We start from the raw sequence: 25,463 nt of genomic DNA on the forward strand, positions 1-25,463 counted from the left end.
AAACTGTGTAAAGCCTGCATTCATAAGTAGGCTTTACACTATACTTGAGGGGATTTTACTTTGGCTGAAGATTTATTTGTAGAAAAAGACATTTAAGGTGTCGTTATTGTCAATAGTTGCCAATAAAATATCGTTCACGTCGGCATTATATGTTATTTTGATTCTGTTTTTCAGCCATGCTTCGTCCTTGCCGCCCCGATTTAATTCTTTAGAATCAATCTTTCCCTCTTTAATAATCGTTTTAGGAAATGTGAAGGCATTTGTTGCTAGGTGCATATCTGCTGGGGTTACCGCTTCATATTGAGGATATAAGAACAATGAAATGGTACCACCTGGTTCCCATAGTGCGAGTGATACTTTTTGAATATCTTTGACTTTTTCTTTTCTTAATTCCGATAATAAAACATCGATCGAGATTCGGGCCCTTGCCAAGCTTTTGTATATGATTTGTCCATTTTCGATAAGGGGAAAGGGATCAGAGTCAAAAAACCTTCGGAGTTTACCCCACTTAAGGCTTGTAAACACACTAATTATATATAAAATGACCAATACACCTGTTGTTATCATTGAGCCCTCCAAACCTAACTGTTCATCAGATAAAGGGTGAGCAAGAATGTTTCCAATAATTAATGCCATTATGAAATCAAGTAACCGTAACTGCGAAATGGACCGTTGTCCCATCAATTTAACCGAAAAAAGTAAGAAGATGAAGGATATAATGGCTCTTAAAGTCCACTGGATTGCAGTAAGAGTTTCCTGGCTATTAAAAAATTCCACAAAAAATTCACGTCCTTATTTCCTTTAAAGGAGATGTAATGGTCAGTAGGATGAATTGAAACAACTGGGAGCGTATTTAAGACATCTTTAGATAAGGCCGTTTATAGTTTAAGCCACCTCCTTCTTAAGTATTACCCAACCTCGGTCCTTCTGAGACTTTCTTAAATGTTTTCAAAAAATTTATATTAATATAACAACTTTAAAACGTATTGTAATTAAAAATAAACTGATTTAAAATGATATCTTTCCTAAGAAATTTATTTAAAAAATATCCTTGTATAATATCAGTGACGATGGTCTGATAGTTTCTACCTGGCAGCCGTAATGCCGGACTACAAGGAAGTATGAATATAGAAGAGATGGACAGGTTCATGTTGGTTCGCTTGTGATCCATATAACATGTTTGAATGGATGCTCTTACTTTTTCACACTTTCTTCCTGCGGCTGAAGGTGTAAAAAGGTGAGGGCTTTTTATATAAAAAAAACGAATGGGAAATGATATAGCCAAAGGGGATGAAAGCATGTATTTCTTATTGAATATATTAGGTGTTTTAGTTGTAATGGGCATCGTTTACCTTTGTTCACCTAATAAAAGGAACGTTAAGTGGAAAGCCATTCTTACCTTGCTGGTTCTAGAATTGCTTATCACATGGTTCATGTTATCGACAAAAATTGGGGCGTGGGTCATTAATCTGATCGCTTCATTCTTCACCTGGTTGATTGAATGTGCGAATGAAGGGATTTCTTTTGTCTTTCCTTCACTTATGGCAAATGAACAAGTGGATTTCTTTTTCAGCGCATTGATGCCAATTATCTTCATTATCACGTTTTTTGATGTTTTATCGTATTTCGGTATACTTACCTGGATCATTGATAAAGTGGGATGGCTCATCTCAAAAGTATCCGGATTGCCAAAACTTGAGAGTTTCTTTTCGATTCAGATGATGTTCCTAGGAAATACTGAGGCACTTGCCGTACTCCGCCTTCAGCTCAGTGCGATTAAGGATCAGCGTCTTTTGACATTTGGAATCATGAGCATGAGCAGCATCAGCGGTTCAATCATTGGAGCCTACCTGTCCATGGTACCGGCAACCTATGTTTTTGTAGCGATACCTTTGAATTGCTTAAATGCCCTGCTGATAGCTAACATGCTGAATCCTGTCGATGTCAGTAAAGAAGAAGACGTCGTTTATGTACCTTCCAAGGAGGAACGTAAAGATTTCTTTTCCACCATTTCCAACAGTATGCTGGTTGGGGCCAAAATGGTCTTCGTCATCATGGCAATGGTTATCGGCTATGTGGCGTTAACGGCCAGCGTAAACGGCATTTTCGGTTTCTTCGTGGATGGATTGACCATTCAAAAGATTTTCTCTGTCATTTTTAGTCCATTTGCATTCTTGCTTGGATTATCTGGACATGATGCCATGTATGTTGCTCAATTGATGGGAATCAAGCTTGCCACAAATGAGTTCGTTGCCTTGCTCGATTTAAAAGATAAAGTCAGTACACTGCCTCCGCATACAGTTGCTGTGGCTGTCACTTATCTGACGTCATTTGCCAACTTCAGTACAGTGGGCATGATTTATGGAACATTCAATTCCATTCTCAATGATGAGAAATCGAACATTATCGGAAGGAATGTTTGGAAGCTGCTGGTTAGCGGGATGGCTGTTTCCTTGCTAAGTGCCATGGTCGTTGGATTATTCGTTTGGTGATTTAACAAATGGGCATCCATTTTTATGAATGGGTGCCCTCTTTTATATGAAAAAAGCTGTGCAGGTTTTCCCTTGCACAGCTTTTTCGTTTATTTCGTCAAATAGTTTTCCGTATAATATGGTTTATCTTCCTCATCGAAGGCAACTCCGACACCGAGCGATTCAAAATCCTTCTGTAATTTGTTCTCCCTGTGTCCAATGGAATTCATTAGGCCTTCATGGGCAAAGATACTGCTATTCTGACCGGCAGCCAGGTTTTCCCCAGCCATTCGAAAATTGATTTTGTCATCTTCCATCCGGTCAAAAGGGGATTCTCCTTCAAGGTTTGTATGGTTGAAGTATTGATTAACGGCCATATCTGAACTATGATCCTGTGCAGTGACCTTCACTTGTTTATCCCATGAAAGCACTGATAGCTCATGATTGACCCGTGAGGCATTGGTCAAATCGAATAATTGATATTCAAAGCCCTTCTTTAATCCAGGACCGGCTTCTGCAAAATAGCCGCTCTTTTGCTTTTCGAGTTTTGCGTCGATGATTTGGATTGCCGTGACTGTATTTTTCTCATGTTTGTCATAAAAAATGGTCACATAGCTATTATCCATTTCAAACATATCGTATTCGCCGCTGTCACTTCGAATTTGGTAATAGACGTTTCCTTTAAGCAGTTTTGTTACAGGCTCCCCCATTTTCCCAGTCACGGTTTCTTTGGGGGTGCCGCGTTTAATGCCCTCCTTTGAGGAAATCAAATCTTGGTTCGTATATAAACCAACAACTTTATTGTTGTTATCATAGGCAACCATGAAGAAGTTTTGATAATTTTCGTGATAGGCGAACCAGTCCACGCCATATTCATTTCGCGTATTCCGTTTTGCTTTACCAGCCAATTTTTCTACATCATCCTTCGTATCGCCAATTTCGATATTACGGACTGAGAAGGATGCATCAGCAGGTGCTTCCAGTGCTGGTTTTTTCACTTTTTCCGTTTCCTGCAATTCTTTTTCAGAAGCGGTATCCAATGTTTCCGACAGCGAGCCAATCAGGCTGCTGACTCCAGTACTCAGTTTTTCCAAAGCGGTTGAAACCTCGGGCCCGTTTATAAAGGAACGAACATCTGAAGCAAAGGCACTAACCCCTGCTTTGAATCCAGACTCCTGAATATCTTTACCATATCCATACCATAATCCAGAGAGTAGGAGTATGAGGACCACAATATTAAACAATTTCCGCAAATCGATCACTCCTGCTCTATCCAGGATATAAATCCCGTTTAATGAAAGATCATCGGCACAAAACTTAAGACAGGTGGGGCACATAACAAAAATAGTGAACACAGAATGAGTATTTGTGAGGCTGTTTTTGGAAGCTTTTCCTTCCCTTTTCCCGAGTACCAGCCACTGAACTGAAGTTTATTTCTATACCAGACGAATAATAAAATCAGTATCGCAATCGATCCTAGCCAGCCATACTGATTCACTCCTATGTTTATATATATGCCGTTTACAATGCTCGAAATGATTGTGCCGGCTATCCCGAATATTAATATGATGCGTATCAATTCTAATAAGACCCTCATATGTCACTCCTTGGTTTCACCATTATACTTCTTCGATTAAAAAATAAAAACTTTAAATGATGTGATATTACATATTATACCAAAAAGAAGGAGGGGAATAAAACAGGTGCCTCTTACGATGGGGAATTTATGGGAATATGGGGCTAGCTTTAATTATTGGTTAAACCAGGAGAATTCTTTATAAACAAAAAAGGATTAGCAACCTCAAGCTAATCCTTTTTGTTTAAGATTACTTTAATTGATCATTCAATACACTTTCCTCTAGAACGGAAAACTTATCACCATACACCCTGGTTATGTGGTTTTCCCCCCAGGTACATAGTGCGGATAGGATGCTTTCCAGGCTTTGTCCATACTCACTTAATTCATATTCCACTTTTGGGGGGACCTGGTTATAAACGATCCGATTGATGACACCGTCCTGTTCCAACTCCCGCAATTGTTGAGTCAGCATTTTTTGGGTGATGTTTGGCATTAGGCGCTTCAATTCACTAGTCCGCTTTTTTCCGTGAGTCAGATGGCAGAGGATTACGCATTTCCACTTCCCGCCCAGTACTTCCAGTGTTGCTTCAACGGATATATTGTACTTCTTTTTTTGCATGTTTTGTATACTCTCCTTATTTTATAGGAACTTTAAGGTACCTATATTACTTTAAAGTACGTACTGTTTTTTATTTGTATTATATCTCATAATAACATTTGCACACCGAATTCCACTGTACCATTTATAAAAAAAGTTGCTTAGGCAATTTCAATGATAGTACAAAACAACAAGAAGGAGAAGAGGATATGATTTCAAATAAAAATAGAAGTACATGGGCATTGCTCGCTTTAGCGATCAGCGCCTTTGCAATTGGAACAACCGAGTTCATCAGCGTGGGATTATTACCGCTCATTTCTAAAGATTTACACATTACAGTCACGACGGCGGGGTTGACGGTATCTCTATACGCCTTGGGGGTCATGTTCGGGGCACCTATCCTTACATCCCTTACATCGAATATGTCGAGAAAGACCTTATTGCTTTGGATCATGGTCGTGTTCATTGCCGGAAATGCATTGGCGGCTTCTGCGACCACGATCAGTGTATTATTGATCGCACGTGTCATTTCAGCGCTTGCACATGGTATTTTCATGTCGATCGGCGCTACGATTGCGGCTGATTTGGTCCCTGAAAACCGCAGGGCGAGTGCCATCGCCATCATGTTCACAGGTCTAACGGTGGCAACGGTGACCGGAGTTCCGTTTGGAACGTTCATCGGGCAGCAATTCGGCTGGAGATTCGCTTTCATCATCATTGTGGCAATCGGCCTGATAGCTTTCATCGGAAATGGCATCCTTGTCCCATCCGATTTAAGAAAAGCTGCACGGACGACGTTCCGTGACCAAATCAAATTGGTGACGAATGGACGTTTGCTGTTAGTATTCATCATTACAGCGTTAGGATACGGAGGTACATTCGTTGTCTTCACGTACCTGTCGCCATTACTTCAGGAAGTAACAGGGTTTAAAGAAGGAACTGTGGCCTTGATTTTGCTAGTATATGGAGTAGCCATAGCGATAGGGAATACTCTCGGCGGGAAATTGGCCAATCGCAATCCTATTAATGCCCTATTCTATATGTTTCTTATACAAGCCATTGTGCTGGTGGTCTTGACCTTCACGGCACCGTTTAAGATAGCTGGTTTAATTACGATCATTTTAATGGGATTGTTTGCATTCATGAATGTTCCAGGGCTTCAAGTCTATGTCGTCATGTTAGCGGAGCGTTTCGTGCCGAGTGCAGTGGACGTGGCTTCAGCCATCAATATTGCCGCCTTCAATGCGGGAATCGCCATTGGTGCCTACTTAGGAGGGGTGATTACCGATTCGATCGGACTGATCCATACAGCGTGGATAGGTGGAGTCATGGTGTTTGCAGCAGTGATTTTAACAGGCTTGAGCCGGGCCTTGGAAAGTAAAGACCGTACCAAGGGAACGGACAAAATAGCATAGGAATGAAAAAGTGATGCATGTTAGAAAAAGCATGCTATGCGTTTAGAGTATCAATAACCAAGTATCATTGCATCCCTTCAGCGAATGATGGAAGGTTCCTTGAAGGGATGTAATGATACTGATACTTAAACGCATTACAATCTTAAAAAACAATGAAGAGAAAATTTGGAGGTAGAGTATAATGGTGAAAAATTTACAAGATACAACTACGTTGCATAATGGAGTTAAAATGCCTTGGTTCGGATTGGGCGTATTTAAGGTGGAAGAAGGACCGGAGCTAGTAAATGCAGTTAAAGTGGCCATTAAACATGGTTATCGCAGCATCGATACGGCTGCCATTTATGAAAATGAAGAAGGGGTTGGACAAGGGATCCGTGAGGGATTGAAAGAAGCTGGAATCTCGAGGGAAGAATTATTCGTAACATCAAAAGTCTGGAATGCTGATTTGGGATATGAATCAACAATCGCGGCTTACGAAAAAAGCTTAAAGAAACTTGGCTTGGAGTACTTGGATTTATATCTTATCCATTGGCCAGTGGAAGGGAAATATAAAGAAGCTTGGAGAGCGTTAGAAACTTTATATAAAGAAGGAAAAGTAAAGGCGATCGGTGTGAGCAATTTCCAAATTCACCATCTAAAAGATTTGATGGAAGATGCAGAAGTGAAGCCGATGGTCAATCAAGTGGAATGCCATCCGCGTTTAACTCAAAAAGAAGTTCAGGCATTTTGTAAGGAACAAGGAATACAACTTGAAGCATGGTCTCCTTTGATGCAAGGTGAACTGCTGGATAATGAAGTATTACAAGCAATTGCGACCAACCATGGCAAGTCTGTTGCACAAGTCATTTTACGCTGGGATTTACAAAATGGGATTGTAACGATTCCAAAATCAACTAAAGAACATCGTATTGTTGAAAACTCAACTGTATTCGATTTCGAATTGACAGAAGAGGAAATGAAACAAATTGATGGATTGAATCAGAATCACCGTGTTGGTCCAGATCCTGATAATTTCGACTTTTAATTAAGTATGAAGGAGAGGGACGGGATATCCGTCTTTCTCTTTTTTTATGGATTTCTGCATCGGAATTTACAATGACAGCTTCGGGAATCTGATTAGTTGACACAGTATTACTGGGATGATATAAATGCATGTGCATGCATTATATAAAAAAGGAGATAAAAAATTATGAATGATTTATTTTCACCTTATCGCATAAAAGAACTTGAACTGAAAAATAGGATCGTCATGCCGCCGATGTGCCAATACTCCGTCGAAGCGGAAGATGGTATACCAACGAATTGGCACCATCAGCATTATGTAAGCAGGGCAGTTGGCGGTACGGGGTTAATTATAGTTGAAATGACCGATGTGGAGCCTGATGGGCGCATTTCGAATCGCGATCTTGGATTATGGTCCGACGATCAAATTGGGGCTTTCTCCAACATCGTTAAGGAAGTTCATCAATACGGTGCAAAAATCGGAATACAAATTGCCCATGCAGGCCGTAAAGCGGAGGATGCGGAAACGCCGGTGGCACCATCAGCCATTGCGTTTGATGAAACGTACAAAACACCAAGAGCTTTAGAAACGGAAGAAGTTAAGGAAATGGTCGATAAATTCCGGGCATCGGCCAGAAGGGCAGTTACAGCAGGATTTGACGTAATCGAATTACATGGTGCACACGGGTATTTAATCCACCAATTCACATCACCGCTTACGAATAAACGTGATGATGAATATGGAAGAGACCTGACAAAATTCGGAGTGGAAGTCATTAAAGCAGTGAAAAGCGAAATGCCTGCCGACATGCCTTTAATCATGCGCATTTCTGCAAAAGAATACGTTGAAGGCGGATATGGTATTGAAGAAAGCATTGCATTTTCACAAGTCTTTAAAGAAGCAGGCGTCGATATGTTCCATGTGAGCTCTGGAGGAGAAGGCCCGATTGGAGCAGACGGAAGGCCTGGTACCCATGCCAGCTATCAAACTCCGTTGGCCAGGGAAATCAAAAAAGCTTTGGATATTCCGGTGATTGCCGTAGGTAGATTAGATGATCCGATTCTTGCAAATTCAATCATAGGTAATGAAGAAGCGGATTTGGTTGCCGTCGGCAGAGGAATGCTGCGAAACCCTTATTGGGCATTGGAAGCATCTAAAGCTTTGAATAAAAAAACGGAGATCCCTGAACAATATCAACTGGGATTCAAGCATTAATACGAATTCATGCTTTAAAACGCCGGCGAATAATATATTCGCCGGCGTTTTTACAGTCAGGCTTGAGGGAATTTTCATCAGGAAATCGATTACGTGATGTTTAACTGGAAATTTTGCTATAATGAAAAAGATAAATCAAACGATAATTCGAGGTGCTAATTATGGAAGAAATCAAAATCATTACAACTGAAGAAGTGGAAGCTAAGCTTGAGGCAGGAGAAGCGATGGAACTTGTCGATGTTCGTGAAGACGAAGAAGTGCAAGAGGGAATGATCGAAGGCGCTAAACATATTCGCATGAATGATATCCCGGCAAACCTTGACTATTTTGATAAAGAAAAAGAATATATTTTTATCTGCCGTTCAGGACGCCGCAGTGAAAATGTATGCCATTATCTTCAGGAACAAGGATATAAAGTGGCAAACATGGTTGGCGGAATGCTTGAATGGGACGGCGAAGTCATCGTTAAGTGAGGTTCCTCAAAAAGACCTGTTACTTTTGTAAGCGTAAATCCAGGAATGTGACGGTTTATTTGAATGAAGAAAGAAAAAAGATCATGGTTTGTTCACAGTGCCGTGAATATGCAGAAAGACGCGCATATTTGAAGGCGTAAAAAAAGAGACCTTTCATCATGAAAGGTCTCTTTTTTCTGTATGGACCTCTTCTAACTGGAATGTATAAATTATATGTTAAAATTAGGGGGTTAAAATCAGAAAATATAGAAAAAGGAGAGTTGAAGCATGAATGTTCATAAAATAGCGGTCATTGCGGGTGACGGGATAGGCCCTGAGGTGATTGATGAGGGTGTCAAGGTCCTTAAAGAAGTAGCTGCAATTGCCGGGGATTTTTCTTTCCAGTTCACCTATTTTCCATGGGGCTGTGAATATTATCTGGAGCACGGTAAAATGCTTCCCGACGAAGGACTTGAACAACTGATGAAGTTTGACGCTGTGTATCTTGGGGCGGTCGGTTATCCTGGTGTCCCGGACCATATTTCTTTACGTGAACTTCTGCTGAAAATCAGAAAGGGATTTGATCAATATGTGAATGTTCGACCCGTTAAATTGCTTCAAGGTGCACCCTGTCCATTAAAGGACGTGACTCGTGACCAAATCGATATGGTTGTCATCCGTGAAAACAGTGAAGGGGAATATTCCGGTGCCGGTGATTGGCTTTTTAAAGGCAAGCCGGAAGAAGTCGTCCTGCAGACGGGGGTCTTTTCAAGAAAAGGGACGGAGAGGATCATCCGTTATGCGTATGAACTTGCGCGTAAGACGGGCAGGACGCTAACGAGTATAAGCAAGGCGAACGCTTTGAATTATTCAATGGTTTTTTGGGATCAGGTTTTTGAAGAAATTGGACAGGAGTTTCCGGATGTAGAAACGAATTCCTATTTGGTCGATGCTGCAAGCATGTATTTTGTCAAGCAGCCCGAACGGTTTCAAATCGTTGTCACCTCCAATTTGTTTGGTGACATCATCACGGATTTAGGTGCTGCCATTGCAGGCGGGATGGGACTGGCGGCCGGTGCCAATTTAAACCCGGAACGGATTTATCCTTCGATGTTCGAACCGATCCATGGTTCAGCCCCGGATATAACACATCAAGGCATTGCCAATCCACTTGCGGCCATATGGTCCGCCAGTCAGATTCTCGATTTCTTTGGGCATGAGGTTTGGGGTGCTAAAGTGTTGGACGTGATCGAACAGGTGATGGTCGATAAAAAGGCGCTCACCCCTGATATGGGCGGGACAGCTTCTACAGGAGAAGTCGGGGATGAAGTGGTTGCATTAATATCCGCTTTACAAACAAATCAAGTATAATATTTTTGGAAAATGGGCATCCTGCACAATAACTATCATTATAGTAAAAGGGCGGGGAGAGCCGATGATACAAGTCAAATTATTTGATTATGAGCATGAAAAGGATCTTGAGGATGAAATGAACTTTTTCCTTGAAGACATTCGTGATAATCAAATAGTCGATATCAAATACAATGTCGCCACTACAGGTGAAGAGGAAGAGGAACAGATCTACTGTTTTAGTGCGATGATCATCTATAAAAAAAAATAAAGGCCGGCTGGCCTATAATCAACATTAGACTACCTATTGCTTGCTGGCAGGCAATAGGTAGTCTTTTTTATGGAAATCAGAATTTTGACTTCCTCGGAAGGGAGCATATACGATGTGGAAATTAGGACGATGTCGCTTCCCCGCCGTTGACATGAAGTGTTTGTCCTGTCACAAAACGGGAATCATCAGAAGCGAGATAGACAAAGGTGGGAGCCAGTTCAAATGGCTGGCCTTGACGCTCCATCGGGTTATCGACTTGTGTCACTTCGTCTGCCGAGAAACTTGCCGGGATGAGGGGTGTCCAAAACCTTCCGGGTGCAACGGCGTTCACCCGGATGCCTTGATCGACAAGACTGTTTGCCAAGGCACGGGTAAAACCAATGTTGGCCCCTTTAGTCGCCGTGTAATCAATTAATTGCTTATTCCCATTAAACGTCACGACAGAAGATGTATTAATGATGGAGGACCCAGCTTTTAAATGGGGAAGGGCAGCACGGGTCGTGTAGAAGTGGGAATAGATATTCACCTTAAAGGTATCATCGAATTGCTCATCCGTAATATCAAGCAAGCTTAATTGTTGAAATTGAATACCCACGTGGTTACAAAGAATATTGAGCTTTCCAAATGTTTCGATGGTGTCTTCCACGATCTTGATGCATTGCTGTTTATCCCTTAAGTCACCAGGCAGCAGTAAGCAACGTTGTCCAAGCTCTTCAATTCTCGTTTTAGTCCGATTGGCATCCTCATGTTCATCCAGATAAGCGATGGAAACATCTGCGCCTTCTTTAGCAAAAGCGATGGCAGCCGCAGCGCCAATTCCACTGTCTCCGCCAGTTATCAATGCGACACTGCCTGTTAATTTTCCACTGCCCTTATAATTGGGATTTTCGATGATGGGCCGTGGCACCATTAATTTTTCTACACCAGGCTGGCGAAATTGGCGTTGCTCCGGAACCGTGATGGGGACGTCTTGATAACGAGTGATTTTTCCATAATTCGGATGCATGGGATAGCCTTCACATGATGATTTCTTTTTCTTATCTTCTGCCATGAGGAGTCCTCCTAAAAAAGAATTTAGTCGGATTACTCTATGACGATCAGGTATATGCCGTGCATGAAGAACATGTATGGGTACGGGCTCGTTGCCGTACAGCTCGAATATGCTGAAGTGTAGAAAAAAAGTTTTTGGAGGCCTCAATATGCCATATTATTATAGCGAAGAAGTGAAATTGTTATTGGTCGATCAATCTGATGAAAAAGTGGAGTTGTTATATGATTCCAACCCAAATACCTTTGAATTGCCGCTGATAGGACCAAGACCGCCATATTATTATAACCCGCGCTATGTGCCGTATTATCCCGTGATTTAAGGTCAACGTACCAGGGGGAATGCATGAAGAAAGGAGTTTGCTGAAATGGGCTGCCTTGGTCTTTAGATGAGTGGACTAGAAGCAGCCTCAATTCGATTCAACTAAGTTCCCGATCATAACAGATGTCATTAAGAAAAACTGATTATATTTATCTATGAATTTTACAAACACGGAGATAATAGGTAAAGTTATACATAATACATAGAGCGGACTGGTGTATTTAAAGGAGAGATCCATTTTGGATAACAATATGAAACAACTAATAGAAAATCTACAGCAATCGGATGGTGGACATATCTTATACTGTTTTAATGAATTGGAAGCCTACATTGAAAATGAGGCAACATTCATCATTGAGGGTGTTGAACAGGGAGACCATATTCTGGTCGTCGAAAATGACCGTATCTTTCCTTTTGTGTACAAGAAATTGCAGCTTCATTTAAATGAGGAGCAATTGGAGCAAGTGCATCTTATGAACAATTTTGATTTTTATTGTTTTCATGGAAACTTCCATCCTTCGACGATGGTTAATTATTTCTTGGAAAATATCGTTACATATACTGAACGCAATCAGCACGTGCGGACTTGGGGCCATGTTGAATGGGGCCATGACGATCAAGCCACCTTAGCGATAGGAGAATATGAAAAAGGAATCGACAAATTGATCAAGGAACGAGGATTGATTTCTGTTTGTGCGTACGATGACTGCAGAGTGCCTGCCGAGCTTAAAATAAACTTGATCAAGCATCATGGGGTCCTGATAACCGATGAAAAAATCACGATTTTAGCAAACGGATAGAATGGAAGGGGCGAGTTATTTGGAAAGTTTTACTGAACGGGTAATTAATATCATACAACAAATCCCTTCCGGTAAAGTGATGACATATGGTCAAATTGGACAGCTCGCCGGAAGTCCGCGCGGTGCAAGGCAGGTCGTAAGGATCCTTCATTCAAGCAGCAAAAAGCATGACCTTCCTTGGCACCGAGTAATCAATGCCAAAGGAGAAATCGGCATAAAAGCGGAGGGAGCCGCAGAACACCAGAAGGCGATGCTCGAGAGTGAAGGCGTCACTTTCACGAAACGGAATACCATTGATCTTGAAGCCTTTCGCCATCATCCAGAAATATTTTAAACAAAAAGCCGGATAATAGAGGCGTCGCGGGTACGGCCCAAAAAAGTACGGTGAAGACCCAAATAACCGCATCTTCGCCTGAATCAAAGCCCAACAAACACCGAATGGATGGTATAGGCTTACGAAATCGCATTAAAAGAGGCTGATCCAAGCGGATCAGCCTCTTTTACGAATTATGAACGGGCATACATGGCAGCATTCATTCCGGCGAGTCTTCCGGTTACTAATGCCGATGTGATATTATAGCCGCCTGTGTATCCGTGTATATCCAGAATTTCACCGCAGAAATACAGTCCGTCCATTAGTTTGGATGCCATTTCCTTTGGATGTATTTCTTTGACGGATACGCCGCCGCCCGTGACGAAGGCTTTTTCCAGCGGCTGGGTGCCGTGAACTCCGAATTGGAAGTCCTTGCATAATTCTGCAAAGCGGCGGATTTTTTCATTTGATATCGTCGCTCCTTGTTCTTGAAGGTCGATGCCGCTTCGCTCAAGCAGGAAGTGAAGGTATCGTTCAGGAACTAAGCCTTTTAAGGTGTTTTTAATGGCTTTTTTCGGTTCGGCCTTGATTTCCTTCATGATATCTTGAAAAACCTCTTCCTTGTTTCGGTCCGGCAGGGCATCGAGTTTCATAGTCACTTCAAACAGGTTCCATTTTTTCATCGCTTTCACGACGAATTGGCTGCATCTTAGAACAGCTGGACCGGAGACGCCAAAATGGGTGAAGAGCATATCCATTCGGTGTGTAATCAGGGCCTTGCCCTTTGGGTTAAGGACACTCAATGAAACATCGCGAAGTGCGAGACCTTGAAGTGTTCGATTTTTAATGAATGTTTCATTGCTAAGTACGGGAACTTCAGTTGGGAAAAGCTCGGTAATCGTATGTCCCGCCTTTTTAGCCCATGCGTAGCCGTCTCCCGTTGAACCGGTGTGGGGAACTGATTTTCCGCCGACTGCAATCACGACTGCATCCGTGTCAATGGTCTGGCCATCTTTTAACTGGACACCGCTGGTTTTTCCATGTTCATAGAGAACTTCCGCAACTGGGGAGTTCTTATAGATCGTTACTTTTAAATTCGACAGGCGCGTCAGAAGGGCATCCACGACACTTTGCGCTTTATCGTTGACAGGGAACATCCGGCCATGGTCCTCTTCTTTAAGAGCCACGCCCAATTTTTCAAAGAATTGAATAATGTCTTCATTATTGAACTCTGAGAATGCACTGTATAGAAATCGCCCGTTTCCAGGGATATGCTGAATGATTTCATCGATTGAGAGCCTGTTCGTCACGTTGCAGCGTCCGCCGCCCGAGATTGCAAGTTTCCTGCCAAGCTTCTCGCCTTTATCCACTAACAAGACATGGGCACCTTTTTCCCCGGCTGCAATTGCTGCCATCAATCCGGAAGGACCGCCGCCAATTACCACTACATCATATTTCAAATTGATCACCACTTTATCATTTTCAGTCCCTTCATTATATAGCAAGAGCCCGTCAGATTGCGAATGTAGAAGAAAAGGAATTATTTGTTTGTGTATTATCATCGAAAACGATAAACTTGAGTGTAGTTTTCTATAGAAAAAATTCTTTAATATGATAAGATAAAGAGCGTGTGAAACGTAACTGACAGAGGCAGGAAGGGATTAGATGTCATCTAAGTTTTTAAAAGGGGCTTTTATATTAACGCTGGGAGCGATCATTTCCAAGATACTTGGTTTATTTTACGTTATCCCATTTGAACATATGGTTGGGAATAAAGGGGCTACCCTCTATCAATATGGGTACGTTCCATATACCATTTTCATTAGTTTTGCAACGGCAGGCATGCCGCTTGCTGTTTCTAAATTCATTTCGAAGTATAATGCGCTTGAGGAATACGCAGTCGGTGAGAAGTTATTTAAATCGAGCCTGAAATTAATGGTTGTCACAGGTTTTCTCGCTTTTTTGATTCTCTATACGATGGCCCCGCTGTTTACTGGAGTCTTTGGGGTCAGGCAGGAAGATGTCAGTGATGTCACCGAGATCATACGGGCAGTCAGCTTCGCCTTGATTTTTGTACCGTTCATGAGCATCATCCGCGGCTTCTTTCAAGGTCATGAAGCGATGGAACCAACGGCCATCTCTCAGGTTATCGAACAAATTGTCCGCATCGTGTTCCTTTTGGCCGGTGTGTATGTTGTTTTGAATGTCCTGGATGGAGAGTTAGTGAGAGCCATCCAAGTAGCTACCTTCGCGGCAACGGTCGGGGCTGTCGGCGGTTTAGTGGTGTTATTTTGGTATTGGAAAAAACAAAAACCCCATTTGGACAGCTTGATGAAGAAAGACCGGGGGACGATGGAAATTTCCCTGAAGGAGATTTATAAAGAAATATTTCTTTCGTCGATTCCTTTCATATTTGTCGGAATCGCGATGCCATTGTTTCAGTTTGCGGACTTGCTGTCTTTCAATAAGGCGATGTCTTCAATCGGTTTGCAGCACGTCGCAGAAGATGCCCTTGGGGTGTTGAATGTATATGCCCAGAAGCTTGTCTTGATTCCGATGACACTTGCAACCGGATTTTCAATGGCGCTTCTTCCCTCGGTGACGAAGGCATATGTAAGCGAGGATTCGGAAGAGTTAAACCGCCAGCTGAACCAAGCCTTCCAAATTTTGTTGTTCATTACCATTCCAGCTGTCGTTGGCATGTCGGTGCTAGCCGATCCAATCTATAGTGCCTTTTACAGCCATGATCCACTTGGAATCAGTGTCCTGAAGGCATATGCGCCCGTTTCCATCTTATTTGCGCTTTTTTCCGTTTCGGCGGCCATTTTACAAGGCATCAATCAGCAAAAATATACAGTGCTCAGCCTGCTTGTGGGCTTTTTAATCAAATTGAGCTTGAATATCCCGTTGATCAAGCTGTTTGAAACGGAAGGATCCGTTTATGCTACGGCATTCGGCTACTTGGCTGCCGTGCTGCTGAATTTGTATGTCATTACCTACTTTACTGGATATCGTTACGGCCTTACCATCAGAAGATCTGTTTTGATCACAGTTTTTTCAATAATAATGGGACTGGCTGCATGGGGCATGAACAGTTTATTATCGCTTTGGCTTACAACGGAAGGGCGCTTCCAGGCGATTTTGATCGTGGCCGTTTGTGCAATTTTTGGAGCGCTCATTTATGCGGCGCTTTCCTTGAAAAGCAAACTTGCCCATCGTTTGTTCGGTACCCGGATTGATCGGTTAAAAGCTAAATTAGGATTATAAGCTGGAAGTTTGATGTGTAAAATAAAGGGTATTGAATGGTGAATCCCCAGATTAAAATATATTGGCCTTGCCTGACATTTAAGTGGGCAAGGCTTTTTACTGAAAAAGGCTTTAGGAGGAAACGATGAGAATAGATAAGATTTTATCCAATATTGGTTATGGCAGCAGGAAAGAAGTGAAAAAGCTCCTGAAATCCGGCGCCGTGAAGGTCAATGACAGGCTTCTTAAGGACCCGAAGGAACAAGTGGACCCTGAAACGGAAATAGTTACGGTTCATGGTGAACGGGTTGAATACAGGGAATTCATATATTTAATGATGAATAAACCGCCAGGCGTATTGTCGGCAACGGAAGACAACTACCAAGAAACGGTCATCGACATCTTGGAGCCGGAGGATTCGGTATTCGAGCCATTCCCTGTAGGCCGTCTTGATAAGGACACAGAAGGTTTATTGCTAATAACGAATGATGGAAAGCTTGCCCACCAACTGCTTTCTCCAAAGAAACATGTCCCTAAAACATATTTTGCGGTCATTGATGGCGAAGTGACGGAACGGGATATCGAGGCATTCCGCAACGGCGTGACCTTGGATGATGGATACGAAACAAAACCAGGTGAATTGAACATTTTAAAATCAGGTCTGACATCGGATATCGAGCTAACGATCATGGAAGGAAAGTTCCATCAGGTGAAGCGGATGTTTGAGTCCGTTGGCAAACGTGTCGTCTACCTAAAGCGTCTTTCCATGGGGAGTTTACAGCTTGATGAGGAACTTGAGCTTGGTGAATACCGTGAGTTGACGGCGGAGGAGCTTGAACAGTTAAAGGCAGGCCAACCGACTGAATGATAGGTGGATACAAAAAATGAGGCGGACAATATTGTCTGCCTCAAAGTATTTTACATATCGATCTTGTTCGGGTGGTCGTTCTTTTTACGATGACATCTTCACCTTTTTACTTGTTGTCGTCCAAAGGCCACGGCTTGGGCTTTGAACAAGGTCATTGTATGCTAAGACATTTAAATCGCGCTGCACAGTTCGAGGAGTGATGCCAAATTCTTCTACAAGCTCTTGAGTAGAAACCGTACCGTTATTACTAATGAACATATAAACGGATTTAATACGGGTTAACATGCGATTTGTTGAAGGTTTCAAAAAATCACTCCTTATTCTTTTCATTGTTATTTTGAACAAATGAAAACAACCGATATGTCGGACAGCATTTCAGCTGTCACTATGTACTTGCTATACCCACCCTATAACTCCTCGGAAACATTTAGAAAAAATAAGATGTCATTAGCTTCATTCTACCCCTTTGCAAAAGCAAATTCTAGGAAAAGATACTAATTGACTAAATATTACATTTATTATATCAAATTTTAACAAAATTATTCTCTATACCTATAGAAAAATTAATAAAGAGCTGTTCCATTTGTTCATGATCATATTTTTCCAATACAGGATGCTTACTATGCATCCTGAGATGCCGCACAAAACGAACGTTGACTTTTAAGGCATATACATGTTATTTTACTTAAATGGATTATAAATCGTAACAATTACGCTTTGTGTATTGGTATAGGAATTGCTTGATGGCTTGCGGTTACGATGTCATAATGAGGTATCGGGCAGTATAGACTTTTCATACATATCCAAGAGGATTTAAATATAAACCAATTCGAGGTAGAGCCATATGAACGAAAGATTAATGGAGTTTTTATTGCGCGACGAAGTAACCAGACTTTCTGGCGTCAAAAAACAAGTGTATGAATTCATCGTGAACGAAGAAGATTATCTTGCATCGAAGGCGGACACGGTCGATCAATTCATGAGATTGCTGGTAAAGCATTCTCCGCCAAGGCTCGCAGCCCGTCATTTCAATATGCCATATGGGGAAATCATCCGTTTCATGAATGAAATAGAAGATGAACTGAATGAGAGATTAGAGGAAAGATGCAAGAAAGTGAAGTGGATGGACTACACGGAAAAGGACCAGCAGGCATTTGAGGAATATCATAGGAAGTTATATCTATTTGTAAATTAATAAATTGGATCATCAAGATGCCCTGGTATGAAAGGGCATTTCAGACTGTAGCGAAACTCGATGAAAATCGAATTTGGCTACAGTTTTTTTTTGCTTGTACAAATTTAGACGTTGATTTCCACTTCAGGCACTCGCTTTCCGCGGGCGGTCCGGGAGCCTCCTCGGCGCACTTGCGCCTGTGGGGTCTCCCTTGGACTCGCTATTCCCGCAGGAGTCTCGCACCTTCCGTTCCAAACAACTTTGTTTTAACATTTAGATGAAACCTCTTTTGTCGACAACAGGAATGTGCCATGATACACCTTACATACTGTAGATAAACCCGATAATAATGGAATTGCCTACAGTTTTTTTATGGCTTGTACAAAGTAGATGTTGATTCCCACTTCAGGCACTCTCTTTCCGCGGGTGGTCCGCCCTCGGCGCACTTGCGCCTGTGGGGTCTCCCTTAGACTCGCTCATCCCGCAGGAGTATCGTACCTTCCGTTCCAAACAACTTTGTAATAACTTTAGATAGAACCCTTTTGTATACAAACTGAAATGCCCTGGTATGAAAGGGCATTTTTTTTATTTGTCACGGGAATCCAGCACAATCATTATTTGAAATGGACCATAAGAGCAAGAATGAGGACGATTTGGAGCTGGGTTGATTGTTAAAATGAGGTCAAATAAATTTTAGGAGCATCTATAATGACTAACATTAAGGAATTCAATGAATTACACTTTTCGAAGGACCTGTTGATATTGGGGAATGCCTGGGATCTATTATCGGCCTTGATTCTCGAGAAATCAGGATTCAAGGCGATTGGAACGACAAGCTGGGGAATTGCCAACTCCCTGGGTTATTCTGATGGCGAATTGATTGATTTTGAAAGACATTTAGGTATTATTAAACTAATTGCGGATAATGTGAAAATTCCCGTCACTGCGGACATTGAAGCAGGCTATGGTGAGACCGAAGAAAAGATTGTCGATAATGTGTTAAGGACGGCAGACGTCGGTGTAGCCGGGATCAATATTGAGGATTCATTCAAAAAACAAAAAGGTCTAAGAGATATATCTCAACACTGCAGCCTACTATTAAAAATAAGGGAAGCGTTGGATTATAATGGGTATGAAGGTTTTTACATCAATGCTAGAACAGATACTTATTTTCAAAAAGAAAATCATTTCCAGGAAACGGCAGAGCGGGCAAAAGCGTATGTGGAGAGTGGTACCAGCGGAATATTCATCCCTGGATTAACGAACCATGATGATATAAAGGAAATCACTTTGAATGTAGGCGCTCCCCTTAATGTATTATCTTTGCCTGGATTGACGAATGGTAAGGAGCTTGAGGAATTAGGCGTAAAACGTCTCAGTTTCGGAAATGCCCTATCCGATAAAGTCTTTGCATTGATAGAACGAGAGACAGCACGAATAGTAGAGCTAAATGACACCTCACATTTATATGGGAAAGGATGCGGAGTATAATGGCTGTTGCTATAAATCTTACTTTTGAAGAAATGTGGGAGAAGATCATTGCTTGCGACCCTAAATATGACGGACTATTCTTTACCGCAGTAAAGACAACTAAAATATATTGCCGCCCTTCCTGCAGGTCAAGGAAGCCGAAAAAAATAAATGTGAAATTCTATCATGACATCGATGTAGTTGAAAAGGCTGGTTTCCGTGCTTGCAAACGATGCCAACCGGAAGTTGATGATTCCCCTCAGTTGGGACTTGTAAGAGATATCATTGCTTTCTTGGTAAATCAGTATAATCAAAAAGTGGAATTAAAGGATATTGCCAATCATGTCGGTGTAAGTTCCTATTATCTGGAGCGGCTGTTCAAAAAGGAAACATTAGAAACTCCCCGTTCGTACTTGGAAAAAATAAGAGTGGATAAAGCTTCATACCTTCTAACAAGAACAAGTCTAACGAACCTTGAGATTTGCCTTGAAGTGGGCTTCCAAAGCCCTTCAAACTTTTATAAAGTATTTCGCCGTTTGAAAAATTGTACTCCAAGTGAATATCGGAACATGAATCTTAAGAATCGAATGTAAGCCACATATACAGAAATGGAGTTCCTTATATGCCTGAATTATATAAACTAGATTATGAATCGCCGATTGGAGTTATCGAGATATCAGGAACGAATGATGCCATTTGTTCCATACTGTTCGCTGAAAGGGATATAAAGATAAATATTATGCAAGAGCAAACGCCCAAGGTTTTGGCGGAGTGCTTTAGTCAGCTTGATGAGTATTTCAAAGGTGAACGCAGGGAATTTACATTTCCTTATATACTTGAAGGGACCATCTTCCAAAAAAACGTGTGGAACGCATTAACAGGAATCCTGTACGCTAACACGGGTTCCTATAAAGACATCGCCGTTTCAATCGGTAATGAAAAAGCCATTAGGGCAGTAGGGAGCGCTAACGGCAGAAATAAGTTAAGCATCGTGATTCCTTGTCATCGAATAATAGGTTCAAATGGGAAATTAACTGGTTATGCGGGTGGCTTATGGAGAAAGGAATGGCTCCTTCAGCATGAAAGGAATTTTAATTGAGGTACTAGGCTCAACTTTATGGGAATCGCCCGGGCCCGGTCAGAGTCAAAACCAGAAATTAGCCTGAGTTTCACTCTCCATTGATGGAGGACACAGTTTTTTATTTAGGAATGGTCTCATCCCGATCCCTCTCATGATTTTAGTGAGGGGTTTTTTTACCACATTTTTCAAACAAAACTTGGTTATCTTTCACGTATTTTTACTGTTTTATAGGATGAAAACTCTCTGGATTGAAGAAATTTGCGACACTCCTGCCGAAAAACTGGCTAGCCGAGACCCCACAGACGCTTGCGTCGAGGAGGCTTGGCAGACAGTCGGCGGAAAGGGAGCGGATTTCTGAAATCAACTGCAACTTGAACAAAAAAACGGGAATTATACTATTGTATAGTTCCCGTTTTTTTCTTGCTTTTAAGAAAGAATCAAATGTGTGTCGTTCTCTTTAAACGAAGAGATGAAATCTTTATGTAAATGATCGTCGGTTATGATGTAATCGATTTTATCCAGTGAAGATATCCCGATGGTCACGTCTTTCCCAAACTTTGTGCTGTCAGCGGCAACATAGACTTCTTGGGATAGATCTATGATTTTTTTTCGTGTGTTCGCTTCTTCTAAATTATAGTCGGATATGCCTTTTTCAACGGTTATACCGCTCGCACAAATGAATGCTTTTGTAATATTCAATTCACTAAAGTTGAATAAGTAGTCAAATGCAACGATGGATTGTTCATTTCGCCTGACTTTCCCGCCAATGATCAATATCTCGATGTCGCTATGAATGAGCTCATTTACAACGGGGATCGAACTGGTTATCACGGTCAGTTTCTTTTTCTGTTTTATATATTTAGCGATTTGATAGGTTGTTGAACCACTATCGATATAAATGCAATCACCATCGTCGATATACTCACTGCATTTTTGAGCGATGGATTCCTTTTCTTCTAATTGACTGAACATCCGTTCATCTATCGTCGACTCTCCAAACTTCGATTGAACCAGCTTAACGCCGCCATAGATCTTTTCTATTTTTCCTTGCCTTGTAAGAAGGTTTATATCCCTTCTGATGGTTTCGATGGAAACTTGCATTTCTTCAGTAAGCTCGGCAATCTTCATAACTTTTCTAATCGTTAATAACTCGATGATCTTCTTTTGCCTTTCAAGAGGAAGCATAAGTTACACCCGCCTATTCTTCATATCTATCTTCCTGATATTCAGTTTAAGTGTACTGTTTACCGCGAACATATTCAACATATAGATGATAAAAATATCACTAGTTGGTCAAAAGTTAGTATTAAGTTAGTAATAAAGTGTTCAATATTTACAGAGTATTTACAAAAATCTCAAATTCGTTTTACAAATGGCTTTTATACTAAGGGTGTATTAAAGGAGGTGAACGGTTTGCTAAAATTACAAAATATTAGCAAGCAATTCGATGGAAAATCAGTTTTGGATAATATAAATCTTGAAATAAAAACGGGGGAGATCGTTTCACTATTAGGACCAAGTGGAAGCGGCAAAACTACTTTATTACATATAATTTTGGGCTTGACGGGTATCAATCATGGAAAAATCATTTTCAATGATACCGATTTGAGTAACGTGCCCATGAAAGACCGGGGATTTAATATAGTTTTCCAGGATTACGCTCTTTTCCCGCATTTGAATGCCTATGAAAATATCGTTTATGGATTGAGGAACAGGAAGGGATCCGTTTCCAAGGAAGAGCTTCAAGAATACATAGATTTTCTGGAATTAACACCGCATTTAAAAAAAAGGATCAGCGAATTATCCGGGGGTCAGAAACAAAGGGTTTCGATCGCAAGGACTCTTGTAATGAAACCGAAAATCCTATTACTTGATGAGCCGCTGAGTGCTTTGGATGGTGTGATCAAGGAATCGATAAAGGAACGCATCAAATCCATTGCCCGAGAATTTAAGCTCACGACGATCATAGTGACACATGACCCGGAAGAGGCTTTGACGATGTCCGATAAGATTTTGATCATTAATCAAGGGAATATTTCTCAATTTGGATCGCCTCAAGAAATCATCAATCAGCCAGCCAATGATTTTGTGAAGGAATTCATTCTTAAACAACTGGAGATCAAGAGAGAAAATATTTACAACTTATTCGGTGAAAAGTATGCCTGATGTAAAACCGGCAATGAGAGTCATTTATATACCTATCTTACTGCTATTTGCCGCTTTTCTTTTCTTGCCGCTTGGGATATTGTTCGTCCGTTCTTTTGAAACGGCTGATGGAATCAGTCTCTCGAATTATCTAACGGTCCTTTCAAATGCAGAGCTGATGATGTCATTTGGAAACAGCGTGAAAATCTCAGGGCTCACAGCCGTCATTACGACCGTTTTAGCCTTTTTCCTGGCCTATTCCATCCATTGCACCCGATTATATAGGCCGTTAAAAAGTGTAATTAAAACAGGGATCCTTATTCCGATGCTGCTTCCGACGATAACTTTCGGGTTTGCGATCATCTACTCTTTTGGAAATCAAGGAATCATAACGAAGATTTTTGGAAGGAATCTATTCGATATATACGGATTTAATGGATTATTGATAGGTTATGTGATTTATACATTGCCATCAGCTTTTCTGCTCATTAATAATTCCTTCAAGTACATGGATAAAAAGTTCATCATCGTTTCAAAATTAATGGGTGACGGAACGATAAGAAGTTTCATGAATACGATCATACGGCCATTATCGGGAACTTTGGGAGGAGCCTTTGTACTTTCATTCATCTTGAGCTTCACCGATTTTGGGATACCGGCTTCAGTCGGCGGGACCTACTCCGTTGTTGCGACGCAGCTGTATCAAGTCATGCTAGGTTCAATCCCTGATTTCAATAACGGTGCAGTGATTGCCATTCTCATGCTCATTCCGGTAGTATTCAGTGTTTTTCTATTAAACTATCTCGAAAAACTTAATTTTCATTATGACAAGTTCAGCGATATCGAATTGACGAAGCACATAGGAAGGGATATATGTTTTGGGGGTATCTCGCTGCTGGTCTTGATAGGGATGTTTTCTGTATTTGCGGTCATGTTCATTGCACCATTTTTAACTAGTTTCCCTTACGATCTCTCGTTCACCATAAAGCACTTTATCGACACATTCCAATCAAGCGATTTAACGGCAGTTTATAAAAACTCCTTATTCGTTGCCTTGATGACGGCTGTAATGGGAACGTTCATCGCCTTTAGCTCTGCGGTTTTGAATGTCCGGACGCCCCTTAAGGGGAAATCGTCAATGGATGTCATTTCGATGCTGACGAATACAGTACCGGGAATGGTGTTGGGCTTATCGTATTTGCTGCTGTTCAACGGCAGCAGCTGGAAGGGAACCTTTGCCATCATCATTCTATGTAACATTGTCCACTTCTTTACAACACCCTATTTAATGGCGAAGAACTCTTTATCCAAAATGAACCCTGGTTGGGAAACCACCGGGAATCTATTGGGGGATAGCTGGATCAGGACAATCTATCGTGTCATTCTGCCAAATTCGGCATCTACGGTGATCGAGATGTTCAGCTACTATTTCATCAATAGTATGGTGACGATCAGCGGAATCATCTTTTTGGTCACGGCCCAAACCACATTAGTGGCCAGTAAAATTAAAGAGCTTCAGCATTTTGCGAAATTCAATGAAATATTCATCCTGTCTTTACTTATCTTTTTTACAAATCTAGTCGTGAAGCTGCTTTGTGATCATTATCAAAAAAGACAATTCAAACATTAATGAGGGGGATATTATGTCTAAAACATTGAAGATAGCCTTACTTTCTTTAGTTGCTTTAAGTTTGGTATTTGTATTGGTCGGCCGTAACAGCGGCAAAGCGGATGAGGAAAAGGTGGTCATTTATACGAATGGAGATGAAGAAGCCACTGCAGCAATGGAGACTTCCCTGAAAGATGCCGGATATGAAGGGAAATACGTCCTTCAATCATTAGGCACATCTGAATTAGGAGGGAAACTGCTCGCAGAAGGCGCTGAAATCGAGGCCGATGTCGTGACGATGAGTTCCTATTTCATTGAAAGTGCCCAAGATCAGCACTCCATGTTCAAGGACCTGTCATTCAGTGCAAAAGCTTTGGAAAAAAATCCAGCCTATTACACGCCGATTTTGGCAAATACCGGTTCCATTTTTGTAAATACGGAAGTGCTTAAACAAAAAGGCCTGCCGATGCCTACCTCGATTAAGGATTTGACAAAGCCGGAATATAAAGGGTTCGTTTCAATTCCTAATATCCTGGACTCTTCAACAGGGTGGCTTTTAGTTCAAGCAATAATCAGTCAATACGGTGACGCAGAGGGGAAAAAGGTTCTCCATGACTTAATAGCTAATAGCGGTCCGCATCTTGAAAGCTCAGGTTCAGGTCCAATCAATAAAGTTCAAGCAGGGGAAGTGGCTGCCGGTTTTGGTTTACGCTACCAAGCCGTGATGGCTAAAGAGTCGGGCTTACCGATCAAGTTCGTCGATCCGGTTGAGGGGAATTTCTCCTACACGGAATCTGTGGCTGTCGTGAATAAAGATAATGAAGGTAGAACAAGTTTAGCAATGAAAATGGCAGAAACAATCAGTAAAGATGCTAGAGAAGAATTGCTGAAACATTACCCGGTCGCACTTTATGAAGGTGAAAAGGTAACGGAAAAGAACAAACCGGCCCATCCTAAGAAATACAAGCAGCCCCTAACGGTTGAATTATTAAAACAGCATCAAGAGTTCTTTAAATCGGCACAATGATAAATAC

General features: G+C 41.5%; 27 protein-coding genes and 1 riboswitch. Of the genes, 19 read left to right on the top strand and 8 right to left on the bottom strand.

What is annotated here, in order from left to right:
* Positions 1 to 72 precede the first annotated feature (72 nt).
* Complete coding sequence (locus LQ188_RS09465) at positions 73 to 777, bottom strand: YetF domain-containing protein (protein ID WP_230176685.1); 705 nt, start codon at positions 775 to 777, stop codon at positions 73 to 75.
* A gap of 254 nt (positions 778 to 1,031) precedes the next feature.
* A riboswitch (purine riboswitch) is annotated at positions 1,032 to 1,132 on the top strand.
* Between the two features lie 166 nt (positions 1,133 to 1,298).
* Here LQ188_RS09465 and LQ188_RS09470 point away from each other — a divergent pair.
* Positions 1,299 to 2,492, top strand: a complete 1,194-nt coding sequence (locus tag LQ188_RS09470) for a nucleoside transporter C-terminal domain-containing protein (protein ID WP_101223498.1) — start codon at positions 1,299 to 1,301, stop codon at positions 2,490 to 2,492.
* An 89-nt stretch (positions 2,493 to 2,581) separates the two neighbouring features.
* Here the strand turns inward: LQ188_RS09470 and LQ188_RS09475 are convergent, their stop codons facing one another.
* The 3 genes from LQ188_RS09475 to LQ188_RS09485 form a co-directional block, all read right to left on the bottom strand.
* The gene (locus tag LQ188_RS09475) at positions 2,582 to 3,724 is read right to left on the bottom strand and encodes a CAP domain-containing protein (RefSeq protein ID WP_230176686.1); all 1,143 of its coding nucleotides are present in this window, start codon (positions 3,722 to 3,724) and stop codon (positions 2,582 to 2,584) included.
* Positions 3,725 to 3,762: 38 nt separating this feature from the next.
* Positions 3,763 to 4,068, bottom strand: coding sequence for a hypothetical protein (locus LQ188_RS09480; RefSeq protein WP_101223496.1), 306 nt, complete (start codon positions 4,066 to 4,068; stop codon positions 3,763 to 3,765).
* A gap of 229 nt (positions 4,069 to 4,297) precedes the next feature.
* On the bottom strand, positions 4,298 to 4,669 hold the full coding sequence (locus LQ188_RS09485) for a winged helix-turn-helix transcriptional regulator (protein ID WP_063232600.1): 372 nt from the start codon (positions 4,667 to 4,669) through the stop codon (positions 4,298 to 4,300).
* Between the two features lie 188 nt (positions 4,670 to 4,857).
* Between LQ188_RS09485 and LQ188_RS09490 the strand changes: the two genes are divergently transcribed.
* From LQ188_RS09490 to LQ188_RS09515, 6 genes are all read left to right on the top strand, one after another.
* Positions 4,858 to 6,063: an MFS transporter gene (locus LQ188_RS09490; protein WP_230176687.1), complete on the top strand. Its 1,206-nt coding sequence runs from the start codon at positions 4,858 to 4,860 to the stop codon at positions 6,061 to 6,063.
* A gap of 181 nt (positions 6,064 to 6,244) precedes the next feature.
* A complete protein-coding gene (locus LQ188_RS09495; protein ID WP_101223043.1) occupies positions 6,245 to 7,087 on the top strand; it encodes an aldo/keto reductase in 843 nt (280 codons plus the stop codon).
* A 165-nt stretch (positions 7,088 to 7,252) separates the two neighbouring features.
* Positions 7,253 to 8,281: an NADH:flavin oxidoreductase/NADH oxidase gene (locus LQ188_RS09500; protein WP_101223042.1), complete on the top strand. Its 1,029-nt coding sequence runs from the start codon at positions 7,253 to 7,255 to the stop codon at positions 8,279 to 8,281.
* Between the two features lie 161 nt (positions 8,282 to 8,442).
* Positions 8,443 to 8,754, top strand: a complete 312-nt coding sequence (locus tag LQ188_RS09505) for a rhodanese-like domain-containing protein (protein ID WP_034309364.1) — start codon at positions 8,443 to 8,445, stop codon at positions 8,752 to 8,754.
* 267 nt (positions 8,755 to 9,021) lie between these two features.
* Complete coding sequence (locus LQ188_RS09510; protein ID WP_230176688.1) at positions 9,022 to 10,104, top strand: tartrate dehydrogenase; 1,083 nt, start codon at positions 9,022 to 9,024, stop codon at positions 10,102 to 10,104.
* A gap of 64 nt (positions 10,105 to 10,168) precedes the next feature.
* Positions 10,169 to 10,354, top strand: coding sequence for a sporulation protein Cse60 (locus LQ188_RS09515; protein ID WP_048682016.1), 186 nt, complete (start codon positions 10,169 to 10,171; stop codon positions 10,352 to 10,354).
* A 121-nt stretch (positions 10,355 to 10,475) separates the two neighbouring features.
* Here LQ188_RS09515 and LQ188_RS09520 read toward each other — a convergent pair whose 3' ends face one another.
* Positions 10,476 to 11,405, bottom strand: a complete 930-nt coding sequence (locus LQ188_RS09520) for an SDR family oxidoreductase (protein WP_230176689.1) — start codon at positions 11,403 to 11,405, stop codon at positions 10,476 to 10,478.
* A 148-nt stretch (positions 11,406 to 11,553) separates the two neighbouring features.
* On the opposite strand from LQ188_RS09520, the gene LQ188_RS09525 reads away from it, so the two are divergent.
* From LQ188_RS09525 to LQ188_RS09535, 3 genes are all read left to right on the top strand, one after another.
* Positions 11,554 to 11,724, top strand: coding sequence for a hypothetical protein (locus LQ188_RS09525; RefSeq protein ID WP_170971649.1), 171 nt, complete (start codon positions 11,554 to 11,556; stop codon positions 11,722 to 11,724).
* 238 nt (positions 11,725 to 11,962) lie between these two features.
* Complete coding sequence (locus tag LQ188_RS09530) at positions 11,963 to 12,523, top strand: MEDS domain-containing protein (RefSeq protein ID WP_230176690.1); 561 nt, start codon at positions 11,963 to 11,965, stop codon at positions 12,521 to 12,523.
* Positions 12,524 to 12,542: 19 nt separating this feature from the next.
* Entirely contained in the window at positions 12,543 to 12,857 is a 315-nt protein-coding gene (locus LQ188_RS09535; protein ID WP_260358387.1) for an MGMT family protein, read from the top strand.
* 173 nt (positions 12,858 to 13,030) lie between these two features.
* Here LQ188_RS09535 and LQ188_RS09540 read toward each other — a convergent pair whose 3' ends face one another.
* Entirely contained in the window at positions 13,031 to 14,296 is a 1,266-nt protein-coding gene (locus LQ188_RS09540) for an NAD(P)/FAD-dependent oxidoreductase (protein ID WP_230176691.1), read from the bottom strand.
* A 205-nt stretch (positions 14,297 to 14,501) separates the two neighbouring features.
* Here LQ188_RS09540 and LQ188_RS09545 point away from each other — a divergent pair, with 205 nt between their 5' ends.
* Both LQ188_RS09545 and LQ188_RS09550 read left to right on the top strand, forming a co-directional pair.
* On the top strand, positions 14,502 to 16,103 hold the full coding sequence (locus tag LQ188_RS09545) for a polysaccharide biosynthesis protein (RefSeq protein WP_230176692.1): 1,602 nt from the start codon (positions 14,502 to 14,504) through the stop codon (positions 16,101 to 16,103).
* Between the two features lie 124 nt (positions 16,104 to 16,227).
* Positions 16,228 to 16,950, top strand: a complete 723-nt coding sequence (locus LQ188_RS09550) for a pseudouridine synthase (RefSeq protein ID WP_101223035.1) — start codon at positions 16,228 to 16,230, stop codon at positions 16,948 to 16,950.
* An 84-nt stretch (positions 16,951 to 17,034) separates the two neighbouring features.
* On the opposite strand, the gene LQ188_RS09555 is transcribed toward LQ188_RS09550, so the two are convergent.
* Positions 17,035 to 17,256, bottom strand: coding sequence for a DeoR family transcriptional regulator (locus tag LQ188_RS09555; RefSeq protein ID WP_034309346.1), 222 nt, complete (start codon positions 17,254 to 17,256; stop codon positions 17,035 to 17,037).
* Positions 17,257 to 17,794: 538 nt separating this feature from the next.
* Between LQ188_RS09555 and LQ188_RS09560 the strand changes: the two genes are divergently transcribed.
* The 4 genes from LQ188_RS09560 (at position 17,795) to LQ188_RS09575 (ending at position 20,693) form a co-directional block, all read left to right on the top strand.
* The gene (locus LQ188_RS09560; RefSeq protein ID WP_101223034.1) at positions 17,795 to 18,145 is read left to right on the top strand and encodes a hypothetical protein; all 351 of its coding nucleotides are present in this window, start codon (positions 17,795 to 17,797) and stop codon (positions 18,143 to 18,145) included.
* A 687-nt stretch (positions 18,146 to 18,832) separates the two neighbouring features.
* Positions 18,833 to 19,615, top strand: coding sequence for an isocitrate lyase/phosphoenolpyruvate mutase family protein (locus tag LQ188_RS09565; protein ID WP_230176693.1), 783 nt, complete (start codon positions 18,833 to 18,835; stop codon positions 19,613 to 19,615).
* Positions 19,615 to 20,187 carry an Ada metal-binding domain-containing protein gene (locus tag LQ188_RS09570; protein WP_230176694.1) on the top strand — a complete coding sequence of 191 codons (573 nt, stop codon included), beginning with the start codon at positions 19,615 to 19,617 and terminating at the stop codon, positions 20,185 to 20,187. Before LQ188_RS09565 ends, LQ188_RS09570 begins: the two co-directional genes overlap by 1 nt.
* A gap of 29 nt (positions 20,188 to 20,216) precedes the next feature.
* Positions 20,217 to 20,693: a methylated-DNA--[protein]-cysteine S-methyltransferase gene (locus LQ188_RS09575; protein ID WP_101223031.1), complete on the top strand. Its 477-nt coding sequence runs from the start codon at positions 20,217 to 20,219 to the stop codon at positions 20,691 to 20,693.
* Positions 20,694 to 21,101: 408 nt separating this feature from the next.
* Here LQ188_RS09575 and LQ188_RS09580 read toward each other — a convergent pair whose 3' ends face one another.
* Positions 21,102 to 21,860, bottom strand: coding sequence for a DeoR/GlpR family DNA-binding transcription regulator (locus tag LQ188_RS09580; protein ID WP_230176695.1), 759 nt, complete (start codon positions 21,858 to 21,860; stop codon positions 21,102 to 21,104).
* A 228-nt stretch (positions 21,861 to 22,088) separates the two neighbouring features.
* Here LQ188_RS09580 and LQ188_RS09585 point away from each other — a divergent pair, with 228 nt between their 5' ends.
* From LQ188_RS09585 to LQ188_RS09595, 3 genes are read left to right on the top strand one after another with little or no spacing between them, the layout of a single operon-like run.
* Positions 22,089 to 22,841 (top strand): ABC transporter ATP-binding protein, encoded by a 753-nt coding sequence (locus tag LQ188_RS09585; RefSeq protein WP_101223028.1) that lies wholly within the window; start codon positions 22,089 to 22,091, stop codon positions 22,839 to 22,841.
* Positions 22,834 to 24,450, top strand: a complete 1,617-nt coding sequence (locus LQ188_RS09590; RefSeq protein WP_101223027.1) for an ABC transporter permease subunit — start codon at positions 22,834 to 22,836, stop codon at positions 24,448 to 24,450. The genes LQ188_RS09585 and LQ188_RS09590 overlap by 8 nt, the downstream gene beginning before the upstream one ends.
* A gap of 13 nt (positions 24,451 to 24,463) precedes the next feature.
* Positions 24,464 to 25,456 (top strand): extracellular solute-binding protein, encoded by a 993-nt coding sequence (locus LQ188_RS09595; protein WP_230176696.1) that lies wholly within the window; start codon positions 24,464 to 24,466, stop codon positions 25,454 to 25,456.
* The last annotated feature ends 7 nt before the right edge of the window (positions 25,457 to 25,463 follow it).

Origin of the sequence: Peribacillus sp. Bi134, assembly GCF_918698065.1 — a bacterium.
GTDB lineage: Bacteria > Bacillota > Bacilli > Bacillales > DSM-1321 > Peribacillus.

Excerpts from the sequence above, each read along its gene's own strand:
- LQ188_RS09470 (WP_101223498.1), top strand. The coding sequence starts at position 1,299 with ATGTATTTCTTATTGAATATATTAGGTGTTTTAGTTGTAATGGGCATC.
- LQ188_RS09480 (WP_101223496.1), bottom strand. The coding sequence starts at position 4,068 with ATGAGGGTCTTATTAGAATTGATACGCATCATATTAATATTCGGGATA.
- LQ188_RS09485 (WP_063232600.1), bottom strand. The coding sequence starts at position 4,669 with ATGCAAAAAAAGAAGTACAATATATCCGTTGAAGCAACACTGGAAGTA.
- LQ188_RS09490 (WP_230176687.1), top strand. The coding sequence starts at position 4,858 with ATGATTTCAAATAAAAATAGAAGTACATGGGCATTGCTCGCTTTAGCG.
- LQ188_RS09495 (WP_101223043.1), top strand. The coding sequence starts at position 6,245 with ATGGTGAAAAATTTACAAGATACAACTACGTTGCATAATGGAGTTAAA.
- LQ188_RS09500 (WP_101223042.1), top strand. The coding sequence starts at position 7,253 with ATGAATGATTTATTTTCACCTTATCGCATAAAAGAACTTGAACTGAAA.
- LQ188_RS09505 (WP_034309364.1), top strand. The coding sequence starts at position 8,443 with ATGGAAGAAATCAAAATCATTACAACTGAAGAAGTGGAAGCTAAGCTT.
- LQ188_RS09510 (WP_230176688.1), top strand. The coding sequence starts at position 9,022 with ATGAATGTTCATAAAATAGCGGTCATTGCGGGTGACGGGATAGGCCCT.
- LQ188_RS09515 (WP_048682016.1), top strand. The coding sequence starts at position 10,169 with ATGATACAAGTCAAATTATTTGATTATGAGCATGAAAAGGATCTTGAG.
- LQ188_RS09520 (WP_230176689.1), bottom strand. The coding sequence starts at position 11,405 with ATGGCAGAAGATAAGAAAAAGAAATCATCATGTGAAGGCTATCCCATG.
- LQ188_RS09525 (WP_170971649.1), top strand. The coding sequence starts at position 11,554 with ATGCCATATTATTATAGCGAAGAAGTGAAATTGTTATTGGTCGATCAA.
- LQ188_RS09545 (WP_230176692.1), top strand. The coding sequence starts at position 14,502 with ATGTCATCTAAGTTTTTAAAAGGGGCTTTTATATTAACGCTGGGAGCG.
- LQ188_RS09550 (WP_101223035.1), top strand. The coding sequence starts at position 16,228 with ATGAGAATAGATAAGATTTTATCCAATATTGGTTATGGCAGCAGGAAA.
- LQ188_RS09560 (WP_101223034.1), top strand. The coding sequence starts at position 17,795 with ATGAACGAAAGATTAATGGAGTTTTTATTGCGCGACGAAGTAACCAGA.
- LQ188_RS09565 (WP_230176693.1), top strand. The coding sequence starts at position 18,833 with ATGACTAACATTAAGGAATTCAATGAATTACACTTTTCGAAGGACCTG.
- LQ188_RS09570 (WP_230176694.1), top strand. The coding sequence starts at position 19,615 with ATGGCTGTTGCTATAAATCTTACTTTTGAAGAAATGTGGGAGAAGATC.
- LQ188_RS09575 (WP_101223031.1), top strand. The coding sequence starts at position 20,217 with ATGCCTGAATTATATAAACTAGATTATGAATCGCCGATTGGAGTTATC.
- LQ188_RS09580 (WP_230176695.1), bottom strand. The coding sequence starts at position 21,860 with ATGCTTCCTCTTGAAAGGCAAAAGAAGATCATCGAGTTATTAACGATT.
- LQ188_RS09590 (WP_101223027.1), top strand. The coding sequence starts at position 22,834 with ATGCCTGATGTAAAACCGGCAATGAGAGTCATTTATATACCTATCTTA.
- LQ188_RS09595 (WP_230176696.1), top strand. The coding sequence starts at position 24,464 with ATGTCTAAAACATTGAAGATAGCCTTACTTTCTTTAGTTGCTTTAAGT.